General features: G+C 39.8%; 16 protein-coding genes. 8 read left to right on the top strand and 8 right to left on the bottom strand.

Translation table 11 applies throughout. From position 1 onward, the window contains the following. The first annotated feature begins 348 nt into the window (after positions 1–348). Positions 349–555, top strand: coding sequence for a carbon storage regulator (locus Q4557_RS16680; protein WP_102437136.1), 207 nt, complete (start codon positions 349–351; stop codon positions 553–555). A gap of 45 nt (positions 556–600) precedes the next feature. Continuing rightward, on the top strand, positions 601–999 hold the full coding sequence (locus Q4557_RS16675) for a LexA family transcriptional regulator (RefSeq protein WP_102437138.1): 399 nt from the start codon (positions 601–603) through the stop codon (positions 997–999). A 177-nt stretch (positions 1,000–1,176) separates the two neighbouring features. Here the strand turns inward: Q4557_RS16675 and Q4557_RS16670 are convergent, their stop codons facing one another. Continuing rightward, entirely contained in the window at positions 1,177–1,413 is a 237-nt protein-coding gene (locus Q4557_RS16670; RefSeq protein ID WP_102437140.1) for a helix-turn-helix domain-containing protein, read from the bottom strand. Between the two features lie 102 nt (positions 1,414–1,515). On the opposite strand from Q4557_RS16670, the gene Q4557_RS16665 reads away from it, so the two are divergent. Both Q4557_RS16665 and Q4557_RS16660 read left to right on the top strand, forming a co-directional pair. After that, positions 1,516–2,040, top strand: coding sequence for a hypothetical protein (locus tag Q4557_RS16665; RefSeq protein WP_102437142.1), 525 nt, complete (start codon positions 1,516–1,518; stop codon positions 2,038–2,040). Beyond that, complete coding sequence (locus Q4557_RS16660; RefSeq protein WP_102437144.1) at positions 2,037–3,470, top strand: DEAD/DEAH box helicase; 1,434 nt, start codon at positions 2,037–2,039, stop codon at positions 3,468–3,470. Before Q4557_RS16665 ends, Q4557_RS16660 begins: the two co-directional genes overlap by 4 nt. Before the next feature lie 239 nt (positions 3,471–3,709). Here Q4557_RS16660 and Q4557_RS16655 read toward each other — a convergent pair whose 3' ends face one another. The 4 genes from Q4557_RS16655 to Q4557_RS16640 form a co-directional block, all read right to left on the bottom strand. After that, the gene (locus tag Q4557_RS16655) at positions 3,710–3,895 is read right to left on the bottom strand and encodes a hypothetical protein (protein WP_102530869.1); all 186 of its coding nucleotides are present in this window, start codon (positions 3,893–3,895) and stop codon (positions 3,710–3,712) included. A gap of 194 nt (positions 3,896–4,089) precedes the next feature. Beyond that, entirely contained in the window at positions 4,090–5,172 is a 1,083-nt protein-coding gene (locus Q4557_RS16650) for an L-dopachrome tautomerase-related protein (RefSeq protein WP_303414071.1), read from the bottom strand. 82 nt (positions 5,173–5,254) lie between these two features. Further along, entirely contained in the window at positions 5,255–5,545 is a 291-nt protein-coding gene (locus tag Q4557_RS16645) for a putative quinol monooxygenase (RefSeq protein WP_055026561.1), read from the bottom strand. Between the two features lie 199 nt (positions 5,546–5,744). Beyond that, on the bottom strand, positions 5,745–6,035 hold the full coding sequence (locus tag Q4557_RS16640; protein ID WP_102322248.1) for a putative quinol monooxygenase: 291 nt from the start codon (positions 6,033–6,035) through the stop codon (positions 5,745–5,747). A 216-nt stretch (positions 6,036–6,251) separates the two neighbouring features. Here Q4557_RS16640 and Q4557_RS16635 point away from each other — a divergent pair, with 216 nt between their 5' ends. Beyond that, the gene (locus Q4557_RS16635) at positions 6,252–7,175 is read left to right on the top strand and encodes a LysR family transcriptional regulator (protein ID WP_303414067.1); all 924 of its coding nucleotides are present in this window, start codon (positions 6,252–6,254) and stop codon (positions 7,173–7,175) included. A gap of 60 nt (positions 7,176–7,235) precedes the next feature. Here the strand turns inward: Q4557_RS16635 and Q4557_RS16630 are convergent, their stop codons facing one another. The 3 genes from Q4557_RS16630 to Q4557_RS16620 all read right to left on the bottom strand — a co-directional run bounded on the left by Q4557_RS16630 (position 7,236) and on the right by Q4557_RS16620 (position 9,189). Then, positions 7,236–8,015: a glycine betaine ABC transporter substrate-binding protein gene (locus Q4557_RS16630; RefSeq protein WP_102475383.1), complete on the bottom strand. Its 780-nt coding sequence runs from the start codon at positions 8,013–8,015 to the stop codon at positions 7,236–7,238. Between the two features lie 44 nt (positions 8,016–8,059). After that, entirely contained in the window at positions 8,060–8,800 is a 741-nt protein-coding gene (locus Q4557_RS16625; RefSeq protein ID WP_055026565.1) for a sulfite exporter TauE/SafE family protein, read from the bottom strand. A 98-nt stretch (positions 8,801–8,898) separates the two neighbouring features. Next, positions 8,899–9,189: a putative quinol monooxygenase gene (locus Q4557_RS16620; protein ID WP_102475384.1), complete on the bottom strand. Its 291-nt coding sequence runs from the start codon at positions 9,187–9,189 to the stop codon at positions 8,899–8,901. Positions 9,190–9,488: 299 nt separating this feature from the next. Between Q4557_RS16620 and Q4557_RS16615 the strand changes: the two genes are divergently transcribed. The 3 genes from Q4557_RS16615 to Q4557_RS16605 all read left to right on the top strand — a co-directional run bounded on the left by Q4557_RS16615 (position 9,489) and on the right by Q4557_RS16605 (position 12,956). Then, positions 9,489–10,517 (top strand): radical SAM protein, encoded by a 1,029-nt coding sequence (locus tag Q4557_RS16615; protein WP_055023927.1) that lies wholly within the window; start codon positions 9,489–9,491, stop codon positions 10,515–10,517. A gap of 17 nt (positions 10,518–10,534) precedes the next feature. Then, a complete protein-coding gene (locus tag Q4557_RS16610) occupies positions 10,535–11,092 on the top strand; it encodes a DUF1349 domain-containing protein (protein ID WP_198589518.1) in 558 nt (185 codons plus the stop codon). A gap of 808 nt (positions 11,093–11,900) precedes the next feature. Continuing rightward, complete coding sequence (locus tag Q4557_RS16605; RefSeq protein ID WP_303414046.1) at positions 11,901–12,956, top strand: acyltransferase family protein; 1,056 nt, start codon at positions 11,901–11,903, stop codon at positions 12,954–12,956. The last annotated feature ends 62 nt before the right edge of the window (positions 12,957–13,018 follow it).

Here is a 13,018-nt window from a genome sequence, read left to right as displayed (position 1 = left end):
ACTTGAGGAAAAGCAAGCCAGACTTCTAAGTCTTAAAACTTGATTCAATCCCTTTCTAACAAACAAAGGGGCATAAATAAGCTAGGTATGCTCTAAAAAAGTGGCCAAATTCACCATACCACTGCATAGGAAACCATGACGGTGAGAAAAGCTAAGATACCAACGCATCGAAATATCTTAAAATTAGCAATTGATTCTAGTAGCAGTTTAAATTTTTGCATAGATCCTTTATTTTTCCTAGACATTAAATATCCTTATTATTTATGGCGTTAGGGTTTTATCTATTCTATTCACAATTAATAAAAATGGTCTACACTTTATCGACATATTAAAAACAAGGAATGTTTTATGTTGTATTTAACCCGCCTGAAAGATGAATCAGTTGTGCTCTCTGGGGTGCATGATGCCCATGGCAATCTATTAGATGATATTGAAATCGTGATATTGCCTAATGATAAAGTGGGCATTAGTGCTGATAAAAAAATTACCATTCTGCGAAAAGAGCTAGTGCAGCGATACTTCCAAGATGGAACTCAGAAAGTCTTGCAAAAATAATAGAATTAACTACCATAACTGTATATAAGTACAGTGGTGTTAGTTATGAAGATTATTCCTATATACGCAAGTGCTGGTATTACAGGCTTTGAAAGCCCGGCCGCAGAATATAAGCAATCACCCTTATGCCTTGATGATTTACTAATAGAGCACCCAAGCGCTACGTTTATAGGTCAAGCTAAGGGCGACTCGATGCATGGAGTCGGCATCTTTGATGGCGATATTCTTGTGGTTGATAGGCAGTTAACCGTTAAAAATAACGATGTGATCGTCGGGTGTTATAACGGTGAATTTGTTTGCAAAATTATTGATACTCATAATCAACTGCTGCTGTCAGCTAATACTGATTATGATCCTGCCTTAATAACGAGCAGTGAAATGTTTACGCTAGAAGGGGTGGTATCACGTTCAATAAGATGCCACCGACCCGCTAAGCTCCTATAAAATCCTTGTCGTGTAACTGTAGTGGTTTAGCAAAACTTGATATGCCTGTACTGCCTGTACTGCCTGTTGCTACGCGCTCTTTACGCGTGTGGGTTTCTTTTGCGTAGGCCACAATTGACAAGAGGTCGTATACGTCGCGGTTAAAGAATCACGAATGTGATACTAGAATGTTTTAGACTAATCTAAATTAATTTTATACTTTATTCTTGGCGGCATGATCTCTTCAAATTCGCAATTTAACGCATTAGCCAATTTGTACAAGGTTTCTAATTTTATATTAACTAAGCCTCGCTCCATCTTGCCGTAATTGCCTCTTTCAATACCTACAAAGGCGGCAAAACCTTCTTGAGAATAACCTGCGTCTTTGCGCTTTAGGCGCAACATATCACCAAACTGTTTAACTAAATCACTCACCCTAGTTTTCCCTTAGGTAAAATGATTAGATTTTCATGTTGAGCGCTAAAGCACCACGCCCTATAATACCCATTATTATATTTAATTGAATCAGGATTTACTTTGAAACTGGACCCTATTGTTGCTCAAATTATTCTGGTGAAAAACTTTGACAACTTCACCACCAATGATGTCCGTTCAGCCTATTTCGCATTGAAAGGAGATATCTCTTTAGACCCTTCGATTGTTCGAAGAAAAATATATGCCGAACTTTTAAAGCTGGTGAAAAAAGGCTGGCTTAAAAAAATAATACCGAAACAAAAAGGGTTAACTCGTTTTAAAAAGACAGTTGGTTTTGACGTTGAAGCAATAGCCTTAAAAGTTAAGTCTGAATCAATAAAATCACTTAAGAAGCCTGATGGTAAGCAAGAGCAATTACTTAGCAAGTTGAATCACTATAAAGCTGAATTGTTATTGAATTTAGGAGAGTCAGAAGCATACAAGGAGCTTTATTCAGAATGCCCTGAATTAGTTGATGAAATACAACCGCAATACAACATAGCCAGAGACAATAACACTAAAATCCTAGGGAAAATTAGAGCCATTGAAGGCCTACTTAAGCAATTAAAACCATTAGAGAAAATATGAAATTAAGACAATGGCAAATGAGTTGTATCAATAAAGCATTAAAGCAATACTTGAATGGCAACTGCCACTTTTTAGCCCTAGCAACACCTGGCGCAGGTAAAACCTTGATGGCATCTGAATTAGCCGACCAATTATTGAAAAACGACCTGATTGATTTAGTCATTTGTTTTTCACCTTCCTCCATCGTATCTCAAGACTTCAGTCAAAGTTTACAATTGAGAATTAATGAACGATTTGATGGTTTGTTGGGTGCTAAAGGGCAATCTATGACATACCAAAACTTACAGCATCTCGATGCAAAATTTTGGGCGCTATTTTCTCGATATCGAGTATTTGCAATCTTTGATGAGATCCACCACTGCGCAGGATCAAATATTGAGAATGCAAATGCATGGGGAGAACAAATAATATTAAACATCAAAGGTAGAGCTAAATACACACTAGCACTAACAGGAACCCCTTGGCGCTCAGACGCTGCTCCTATCGTTCTTTCTAACTATATACACCCAAGCTATAAAATTTCATGTGACTACGTTTATGGGCTTGCTGAGGCTATTCAGGATGGTGTTTGCCGAATTCCGCAGATAATAGCTGTGGATAATAATAACATTTCAGTTATTGATGACGATGAAACTAAAACCTTTACGAGCTTTAAGTCTTTACTGTCTGAGTCAATCATTTCGTATCAGGAAGTTATTGAAAACGAAAAGGTCATTAAGTACATCGTATCTTCAGCACAAAAAAAACTAACATCAATAAGAGCGAAAAACTCCGATGCAGCAGGATTAATCGTCGCTTCATCCATTGAGCATGCAAAACAGATTTCAAGATTAATGAAAGGCTATTTTAACATAGATGCCGTTGTTGTTACGTACAAAGAAAATGATCCTAGTAATATTATTCAACAATTTAGACATGCAAAAACTAAATGGATTATTTCGGTAGGCATGATTAGTGAAGGAACTAATATCCCTCGATTACAGGTTTGCTGCCACCTAACAAATATCAAAACAGAAATGCATTATAGACAAATTTTAGGTCGAATACTTAGAATGACAAGTTCACCGAATCAAGAGGCTATTATGTATATGCCTGCTGAACCAAAGCTGTTGGAATATGCTTATAGAGTTAAGCAAGATGTACCTATTGAAGCTGATGTCGTTCAGTTTGAAAAGATGAAAGATTGTGATGAAAAAGATGCTAATAATGAAGCTTCTTCAGAGGTAACATTTGCTAAGGAAAGCAAGGCTAGCCCTTCATTAGAACTCAAATTCTGTGAGAATGATAAATTCATTGATCATTCAACCTTTAACGGAAAGAGTGAAACCGTTGAAGAACATTTTTTAACAAGCTCGTATGACAAAACCGTTAATATTTTAGGGCGATTTCGGCAAGAAGCTATAGCTTTGGGGCTAAGTGAATTGCGGTGATTATACGGACGGTCTAGAAACTTAAGAATCGGATTGTGGTGGTTTAGCAAAACTGGCCACTACTTTGTAGTCAATTGATGTGTTTGGCATAGAATAAGTTATCAGAAGGTTCAGCAGCACTTGTTCATCGTAACTCGGAATTGCCCCAAAACAAGCTAGAGCAGGATTGAGGCTAATTTCAAGACACGCGATTAGACTTACTTTTCCTTATGTCTAGAGTTCTGACTATGTGGCCAAATTTACTGATCCACTACAGTTGATGCTTCTTCGTAAGAAAGGTGATCTGGAAAAGTTATAAAGCGATCTTCATGACCAACCACTTCCTGAGCTAACATACCATCAGTACTGCCTCCGCCTCTGGCCACATCGTTGCTACCTTGATTGATCGCGACAGTGTCCCAAGTCGGAAAAAACAGACCAACCACGCGGTTCCAACCTGAAGATGTGTAACCTTGCTACCGTCAGCAATCACATCACCTCCGCCAACAGCAGATGAGGCAAATTCAGACATCTGGATAAGGTCTCGACTCGGTTTTATCGTGAATTTTTCATGATGGGCTCGCTATTGAATTGAAAAATAAGGACAGGAGAGAATGACTCCCGCCATAAAGACCATCAATTAGTTAAGTTTGATTCGAAGCACATGGTATGGCTTGGTTGAACCTTCTTCGCCTTCGTTGAAAGCAGGGTGGAAGTGAAGAGAGTTTTGAGTGACGTACAAGTAATCACCCTGGATAGAGAAACCATCTGCCCATGACAATAACTTGTCATCTTGTGCAAAGATTTTGTAGCCGTCTTTATTCACCACACCAACAGCATTTTTCTCAATATCACCGACATAGATATCACCGTTATCTGCGATAATCATGCCATCACTTGGACGTTTTTCACTGAAAAATTCAATCTGCTCGGCCAATGCATCTTCACTAAGCGCTGTGTTAGCAAGAGCAGCGGCAGGAATACGGTAGATAGCACTACCATTGACTGTACCAAAATATAGCCATTCATTATTTGCATCAATAGTGATTGGATTCACACCAAGATAAAGCGCATCAACGCTACCATCTTCACGCTTTGTCGCCATACGAGAACTATCAATCACAACTTCATGCTCAGGTGAAAGCAGTGCTTTATTTGATTGCAAAACGCGGCGAGATTTACCTGTATTTAAATCTACAACAACAAAGGCAGGCGCAGCTTCGCCATACAGATTACCTAAACTCGTATCGGCAATGTATATCTGGTTACGCAGTGTATCTAATGCAAAATCCTGTAAAAAAGAGTTACCGACCTGTACGTCTTTTCCAATTTCAATGCGTTTAAATAGCTTATCGTTGACGGTATCCCATGCAACAATTTGCGAAGGCGAAGTTTCACTGCCCATATCTAACACCCACACAACACCATCATCGGTACTATCAATACCGATTACTGAAGCCAAACCAACCTCACCTTTATCTGGACCATCTGCCCAGTCTTGGGTTGGAAATGCTTTGGTTGAGCCATCCTTCATCAATTCAACAACACGAAGTTCAGGTGCATCAAGGGGTTGCATAGAAAGGAAAGTACGCCCCTGCTTCGTTACTGTAATGTTCCCTGGTCGTGTGCCATCAAGCTTGGCAACCACTTCGATATCAGCCGCTTGCGCTGTGTTAACTATCATCGCAGTCGCAAGTGTTAGTAAGATTTTGATATTTTTCATGTCGAGCCTCATTGGTGTTCTTTGATGCCCTAACCGTTTTAGTCAGGGCATAGTGCTATAACAAGCTTGTTTTATGTTGTCGTTACGCGATCTTAGTCATTTCGTTGACTGTGAAGCTTGCGACAGAGCCTTCCGTTGCTGTCATGTAGTCCGCAAGGTGCTGGTTGCCCATATGAGCCTGCCAAAGTTCACGTGATACCCAGTTTTCATAAAAAGTAAAATGCGCTGGGTTTTCGTTGTCTTGATGAAGGTCATAGTTGATGCAACCTTCTTCAGCGCGAGTAATGTCGATAAGCTTTAGTAGCTCGGCTTTCACCAGTTCAATTTTGTCGTCATTAGCTTTGATGTTTGCAACAATCGTTAATGTAGTCATGGGATGTTCCTTTTAAATTTGATACCGAAATCGTCGGTAATTTTGATGTCTTTAATGTTTTAGTGATAGGGCAACTCGTCATGTCATATTGAGTTACTCACTAAATGTAGTACAGGTACTACACTCAATTACTGACTTATATTGTAAATACTTTCAAATCTATTTTGATAATTGAATGTTTAAATACGTTAATTTTTAACTAAGCGATCTTGGTCATTTCGTTGACAGTGAAACTTGCGACAGAGCCTTCGGTTGCTGTCATGTAGTCAGCAAGGTGCTGGTTGCCCATATGAGCTTGCCAAAGTTCACGTGATACCCAGTTTTCATAAAAAGTAAAATGCGCTGGGTTGTCGTTGTCTTGATGAAGGTCATAGTTGATGCAACCTTCTTCAGCACGAGTTATCTCGATAAGTTTTAGTAGCTCAGCTTTCACAAGTTCAATTTTGTCGTCATTGGCTTTGATGTTTGCAACAATCGTTAATGTAGTCATAGGAGTTTCCTTCGTTCTGAGTTAGTGTCGTGCTTAGCGCACTGCGTTGTTGGTATGGAGGTATAATAGTGCGAACATTGCCAATGAAAAACAGCCCGTCAATTGAATAATTGCCAATTAAAATTTGATAATAATCTTTTAATATTTCATGTGGTGCGATATAAAGGGATAGTCATTTTCAGATTTTGTTAACACACTGATTAAAAGGTAACGGTTATGCTCTTAGAGGATTTTCAGGTCATTTTAAAAGTCGCAGAGTTTCGCAGCATCACTGCTGCTGCGACAAATCTGGATATGCGCACGGCAACGGCAAGTGCGGCGGTGAAACGTGTTGAGGCATCATTAGGGGCTGAATTATTTGTACGAACGACTCGTCATTTACGCTTATCTTCTGCCGGCGAGCGTTATTTGCCTCAGTGTGAAGAGGCGTTGCAGATGCTTGAAAAAGCCAAAATGAACATGCGTGAAGAGCTAGGGATTATTGATGGAGAGATCCGCATCGCCCTTTCGTCTGATTTGGGCCGAAATGTGGTCACACCTTGGCTTGATGAATTTTTGTTGGACTACCCAGACGTTTCACTTCGCTCCAGTATCAGTGACAGCAACATCGATTTTTATCGAGATTCTGTTGATATGGCGCTGCGCTATGGCTCACCAACCGATGCGAGTATGTACGGTTTTAAAATTTGTGATGTGCCAAGGCTGTTGTGCGCCAGCCCGGAGTATTTAGCAAAATACGGTACTCCATCCGAGCCAGATGATCTGCTTGAACATAATGCCCTGTTTTACCAGTTACATGATATTTTGCAAAATGAGTGGTTGTTTAATGATGGAAAAGAGGACATTAAGGTAAAACTGAAAGGTAACAGAGCATCTAATGATGGCGATCTTGTTCGGCGCTGGTGTGTGGCGGGGAAAGGGGTAGCAATCAAGTCTTGCCTCGATATGGCCGATGACTTGCTAACAGGGAAAGTGGTCAATGTAATGGCAGACTATAAACCGACTTCCACTGAGCTTTGGTTAATATGCCCAAGCCGACAATCTATTACCCCAACCGTCCGCCTATTAAGGGATATGCTTAGAGAAAAGACCGAACAGATTCTAATCCAAATGAAGGACAAAGAGATTCTATTGGGTTAACTGTTGAGGTTGTGAGGGCGTGGAAATTGCCAGCCCTCAGTAAAGCGGTGATGGTCTTAACTACTGATGGTTGTCCAACCACTCACGAGTCACATCATCAACCGCTAATCCCGCACGGCAAACCTTGTAATCCAATTCTGCGATGATTTCATTTGAAAAGCGCAATTGATCTAGCTGTGCCAACTGTGCTGGGGTAAATACGATTGATCTTTCTTGTCGAAGTAATAATATGGCGCGATCAACGCTACCCAATAATCCTTTGGGCTCTTTTAATTCACGGATAGTAAATAGGTGGTGCAAGAACTGTGGTTTCCACAATGGCACAATAACCCACTCATTATTTTCAACCGCACGTTCGTAGGCACCAAAGCAATCCTCTTCTGAACCAGAGTGAAAATGATAACCCACATCGCTTAATCCATATTGGTCCATCATTTCAATAGAGAATCGGGTAATGCCAGCACCTGGGTTAATACCTTGAATGTGTTTGTTGGTGCGCTTAACGACTTCTGGTTTTAATAGGTCACTGATTTGTGAAACAACCTCTTCAGGTACATAATCGGGCACCCCCCATAGAGCGTACGGTTTATAGTGCAAACCTAACTCTAACAAAGGCTCTACCGTTTCAACATCGGATTTATAGATACCGTGGCTTGAAGGTAACCAGGCCGAAGAGAGCATGTCGATACGGCCCGCTTTTAGATTTTGGAAATTTTCTTGATGTGGTGCGTAGACACGTTCCACCTGAAAACCCATATCAGTTAAGACATGGCTAACTATCGATGCAGTAACGCGATGAAAAGATAAATCGGTAACCCCGAGATTGATAATGTTAGACATAACGTGACCTTATGATAAAAGAAAAAGAGGTTTTAAAATCGCATTTAAAGTGCCGTGAGGCCGGAATAGAGCATCTTTGTTCCCGTAAGAAACAGAACGCTATAACTTATCTTGTAAATCAACTCTTGAGAGATGATATTCACCATCCACACACCGGCTCTAACCCCTAAAAACGCAATCGGCACCAAAACTAACGAGGTCATCAAGTTTTGCATATCGAGCAGCCCCATATAGCTGTATGGGATCAACTTAATAAAATTAAGCACCGTGAAAAATACTACGCTGGTGCCGATTAATTGTTCTTTCGGCAGATTTTTTGGCAGTAGATGCATGCTTGCAGGCGGGCCACCGGCATGGGCAATTGTACTGGAAAACCCAGACAACATACTTAAGGCATAGCCCTTTATCGGGTGGCTAAATTGAACCTGCTTTAGCAGAAACTTTTGTGTTAAAAAGACCAAAGCCAGCCCCCCAATGATAAGTTCAACTACAGATGTTGACAGACTACCCATAAAATAAGCAGCACTCATCACCCCCAAAATAGCGAAGGGCATCATACTTTTTAGCTCGACGTAATTGCAGTTCTTGCGGTGGTAAAACAGCGCCATTAAATCCATACCACACAATAATGGTAATAAAATCGCAGCGGCTTGAACTGGCGATACGCTCATCGCCATCAAAGGTACCGATAGCATCCCCAAAATACCGCCGACCCCTCCCTTGCCCATGCCATAGAAAAAAACGGCAGGTATCGCTGCAACATAAAACCAAAGGTCTGTGATCATGATATGTAAACCAAGAAAATACGTAGATGAAAACAAGTGTATTTGAGCAAAAAACTTTTAAAGCCATTGACTCAAATATGGGGGAATACAAAGTTGGCTTAAGCGATTTGGGTCATTTCGTTTACAACGAAGCTAGCCACACAGCCTTCAGTTGCTGCCATATAATCGGCAAGGTGTTGATTACCCATATGTGCTTGCCAAAGTTCACGTGATACCCAGTTTTCGTAGAAAGTGAAGTGTGCTGGGTTTTCGTTGTCTTGGTGGAGGTCATAGTTGATGCAACCGTCTTCGGCACGAGTGACGTCGATTAATTTCAACAGCTCTGCTTTTACCAGTTCGATTTTGTCTTCATTGGCCACGATGTTTGCAACGATAGTTAGCTTAGTCATAGTGTGTTCCTTTGTATGGAGTTGAAGCAGCTGATGGTGTGCTGCGTTGTTGGTTTGGGTGTATATTACGGTGATTATTGCAAAGTAAAAACAGTCTAAAAATTGATTTATTATCAAATTTAGTTTGAGAATTGATTTTTAAGTCTGACCATAAAGAGGGAATTAGATCGCGTTGTGTGGTGATGTGTACGGTATTTATCTATTTGTTTTTGATAATAATTCAAATAATACCGCGTTTTTACCGTGTAAAATTTGCCGTAGGATGGCCAAATCAATTTCAATTCATTGGATAAATAGCCATGTCACAGATACATTTTCAACAGGGCCCAATACGCCCACCATCAGAAGCAGACAGTTTGCTTATCAGAACCACACAAGGGTGCCCGTGGAATAAATGTAAGTTCTGCACCCTTTTTGAAGGCATGGAGTTCTCTATTCGTCCGGTTGAAGATATTAAGCGTGATATCTGGGCGGCGAGGGCGTTTTATAAAAACAGAACCTTTGATAGCTGTTTTTTGCAAGATGGCGACTCATTCGCCATGGAGACCCAAGACTTACTTGACGTGCTCAATACACTGAAAGAGGCTTTTCCGGAGCTTAAACAGATCAGCTCTTATGGCCGGGCGCAGACCATGACTAAAAAATCGCCAGCGGAGATGAAAGCAATCTGCGATGCTGGGCTAAACATGCTTTACTGCGGTATGGAGTCGGGATCTATCGAGGTTCTAAAACTGATGAAAAAGGGGATCACCCCGAAATCAATCTTGAAGTCAGCCGAATATGCCAAGCAAGCGGGTATGAAAATGATGACCTTCATTATCCTTGGCTTAGGTGGAAAAGAACTGTCAGAGCAACATATCGCAGCAACGGCCGAGCTACTGAATCAAATCAACCCAGACGAAATTCGCATACTCTCGCTGGCGGTTAAATCGGGAACTGAATTGGATGAGTTAGTACAAAACGGCCAATTTACACCACTAACAGAGCGAGAGATGCTTGAAGAACAATATCAGCTTATCAGCAAGCTAGACGGCATAACGGGTAATTATGGCAACTTCCATGGCATCAATGTATTGACGGAACTTAATGGACAATTACCACAAGATAAAGAGACATTTTTGCGCACCATTGAGCACTTTATGATGATGAGTGAAAACGACCAGAATAACTTTGTTTTAGGTCGCCGCATGCACTATTACGCCACACTGAGTGATATGCGAAATCAGCTTATGTATGACAGCGTACAAAAAGAACTAGACCGAATTAAGCTGCAAAATCTTGGCAATCTTGACGATATTTTCTATCAACTCCGCCAACGTATGATCTAATAGTAAGGAACAGCGCAATGATAAACAATCTAGATAATTGGACGATTCAAAATGAAAACCCAGAGCACTGGTCGTTTAAAAATGAAGTGCTTACAATGCAAGTTCAAGAGGGCAATATCTTTGGTGCTGGCGCTAATGATGTAAAAAACATCTTTATTTATCCGGTAGACAAGCCAGAATACAGCGCGGAGGTGACGATTAATCTAGATCCGAACCTCAGTTTCGAGCAGGCTGGACTAGGGATTTACTGGGACAATGATAACTATATAAAAATCAGTAAAGAGATGTTTATGGGTGCGCGATCGCTGGTGTTTGTTGTAGAACAAAATGGTCAGCCTGATATTAAACATCGCTTATTATTCGGTGAGTCGACAGTATCGGTAAAGCTTGAAAGAAGCGACACTAAAGTTCGCGCTTATTATCGAACGCAAGATAACGACACATGGCAGTCAATTATAAGCACTGCCGCACTATCAGGGCACGAGCAAGGCGTTATGCTTTACACCTTTAGCGGCAGAATCACTGTGCCCAACTTTGCTGAATTTAGTGAGTTTGAGCTAACTGATTTGAACTAATGTGCATCCCGCATAAGATGAACTGGCCTGCTCCATTAATAAAGATTGAGTGGGTTAGTTAAGTGACGTTGCCATACTTTTAATGATCCATGTGTTGCTGAATTAGCAATTTCGCTAAAACGGAATTGTCCAAAAACGAGTTACGAAGGTACTTTTACCTTACCATCATTACTCAGGATACTTTGGCAAAGTGATGGTTTCACGCATTGAGGCCATCGCCTTACCAAGCCTACAAAAAAGAAATTTGATATAGCAGTCATTTTAAATTTGATATTATTTTGTAAAGAATAACTGGTGTGAATTTGTATGAATTTCAGCTAACAAAGCACTAAGTTTACAAATCTTACTATTTTCGTAAAGCAAAATTTGGAAGATAAACCGTTGTAAACCACGGCGCGCGGTCAATTTCACTCACTCACCCACTGAGTTGAATTTATTTTTGGTAAATATAAAAGAAATACAAAGATAAGGTTTACCCAGAAGATTAATCATTTAATGTTATCTTTTTAGTACTTTTTATTAGAGCATCTCTACGAACCATTGCCTTCCAATTGGCAATGGTTAAACTGTTAAATACCATCCTGTAAATACAATCCCGCGCCCAAATCAGTTAATACTTTTGTATTAATAAAATGTTAATACTTTTGTATTAATAAAATGTTAATACTATGATCTATTTTGCTATCATTATAAGCTAATGATACTTGCAGCTATCCGTCATAACCTTTACAGCTAATTCATCTAAATACTCAATGCGTAGCAAGAATTATTTGTGGTTTAAAGCACAACATTTAGAAAAGGACATTTCGTGACACAGAAAGACACAGCTTGGGTTGAATACGCTAAAGCAATAGGCATTATGTTAGTGGTGTATGGACATGTAGCCCGTGGCATTTATCATTCGGGCATAGACTTACCCGTTCCTTTTTACAAACTTGCTGATAGCCTAGTTTATAGTTTTCACATGCCGCTTTTTTTCTTTTTATCAGGGTTATTCTTTGTTACATCATTACAAAAAAGAGGACCGAAAAAATTAGTTTTCAGTAAAATTGATACTATCTTTTACCCCTACTTATTGTGGTCAATGTTACAAGGTTCATTAGAATTACTTTTACCTAGCTACACCAATGGAAGTCCCTCTTTTACTGACGTCCTTTCACTGTTGTGGGCCCCTAGAGCACATTTTTGGTTCTTATATGCTTTATTGTTAATCTTTGCATTATCGACGCTAGCATATCGTTTATTACCACAACGCTTCAGCGCTGTATTTGGCATTTTCAGCATTATAATGTACTTAACTAGCTCGATGATTTCAGATGATAAAATAATCAATTATATTACTGAAAACACAGCTTTTTTCGCGCTAGGAATTATTTTTTCACTGCATATAAAAACGCAGTGGCTTGATAGCAAATTAGCCCTTGTCGGATTATTTTTGGCTTTCATATTAGGGCAATGGATATTTCACGGTTATCTGTCATTAGAATATCGTGATAGAGGTATACAGTCTTTGTTACTGGCTATAATTTCAATTGGTTTTATCGTTTCTTTATCTATTCATCTGGCAAAATTTAACCTAAGTTTTTTTGCTTATTTAGGTCGCTGTTCAATGGCAATATATCTGATGCATGTTGTTGCGGGCGGAGCCGCTAGAGCACTACTAAGTCAACTAGGCATACACTCTTTTATCGAACAGCTTGTTATCGGTTTTATCTTTGCCCTGTTAGCACCGCTGGCTGTTTTAGTGCTGATTAATAAACTAAAAATACCTTATATGTTTTCAGCACCATTGTGTTCTTGCTTAGCTAACATATTTGCTAAAGCTGCAAAACTTACCCATAAAAAGAAGCAAACAGGTACTTAGTTTGACCAAGTCAAATTTAAGGCACAAAAAAACCGCTATAAGCGGTTTTTTGTGAATATTTT

The organism is Shewanella sp. 5_MG-2023 (assembly GCF_030547465.1).
In the GTDB taxonomy this organism is placed as follows: Bacteria; Pseudomonadota; Gammaproteobacteria; order Enterobacterales; family Shewanellaceae; genus Shewanella.
Note: the sequence above shows the minus strand (reverse complement) of the source record. Positions and strands in the feature narration are given on the sequence as shown.

What these genes read in the sequence shown, in the direction of transcription:
- Q4557_RS16680 (WP_102437136.1), top strand. Translation starts at nt 349, where the DNA reads ATGTTGTATTTAACCCGCCTGAAAGATGAATCAGTTGTGCTCTCTGGG.
- Q4557_RS16675 (WP_102437138.1), top strand. Translation starts at nt 601, where the DNA reads ATGAAGATTATTCCTATATACGCAAGTGCTGGTATTACAGGCTTTGAA.
- Q4557_RS16660 (WP_102437144.1), top strand. Translation starts at nt 2,037, where the DNA reads ATGAAATTAAGACAATGGCAAATGAGTTGTATCAATAAAGCATTAAAG.
- Q4557_RS16650 (WP_303414071.1), bottom strand. Translation starts at nt 5,172, where the DNA reads ATGAAAAATATCAAAATCTTACTAACACTTGCGACTGCGATGATAGTT.
- Q4557_RS16645 (WP_055026561.1), bottom strand. Translation starts at nt 5,545, where the DNA reads ATGACTACATTAACGATTGTTGCAAACATCAAAGCTAATGACGACAAA.
- Q4557_RS16640 (WP_102322248.1), bottom strand. Translation starts at nt 6,035, where the DNA reads ATGACTACATTAACGATTGTTGCAAACATCAAAGCCAATGACGACAAA.
- Q4557_RS16635 (WP_303414067.1), top strand. Translation starts at nt 6,252, where the DNA reads ATGCTCTTAGAGGATTTTCAGGTCATTTTAAAAGTCGCAGAGTTTCGC.
- Q4557_RS16630 (WP_102475383.1), bottom strand. Translation starts at nt 8,015, where the DNA reads ATGTCTAACATTATCAATCTCGGGGTTACCGATTTATCTTTTCATCGC.
- Q4557_RS16625 (WP_055026565.1), bottom strand. Translation starts at nt 8,800, where the DNA reads ATGATCACAGACCTTTGGTTTTATGTTGCAGCGATACCTGCCGTTTTT.
- Q4557_RS16620 (WP_102475384.1), bottom strand. Translation starts at nt 9,189, where the DNA reads ATGACTAAGCTAACTATCGTTGCAAACATCGTGGCCAATGAAGACAAA.
- Q4557_RS16615 (WP_055023927.1), top strand. Translation starts at nt 9,489, where the DNA reads ATGTCACAGATACATTTTCAACAGGGCCCAATACGCCCACCATCAGAA.
- Q4557_RS16610 (WP_198589518.1), top strand. Translation starts at nt 10,535, where the DNA reads ATGATAAACAATCTAGATAATTGGACGATTCAAAATGAAAACCCAGAG.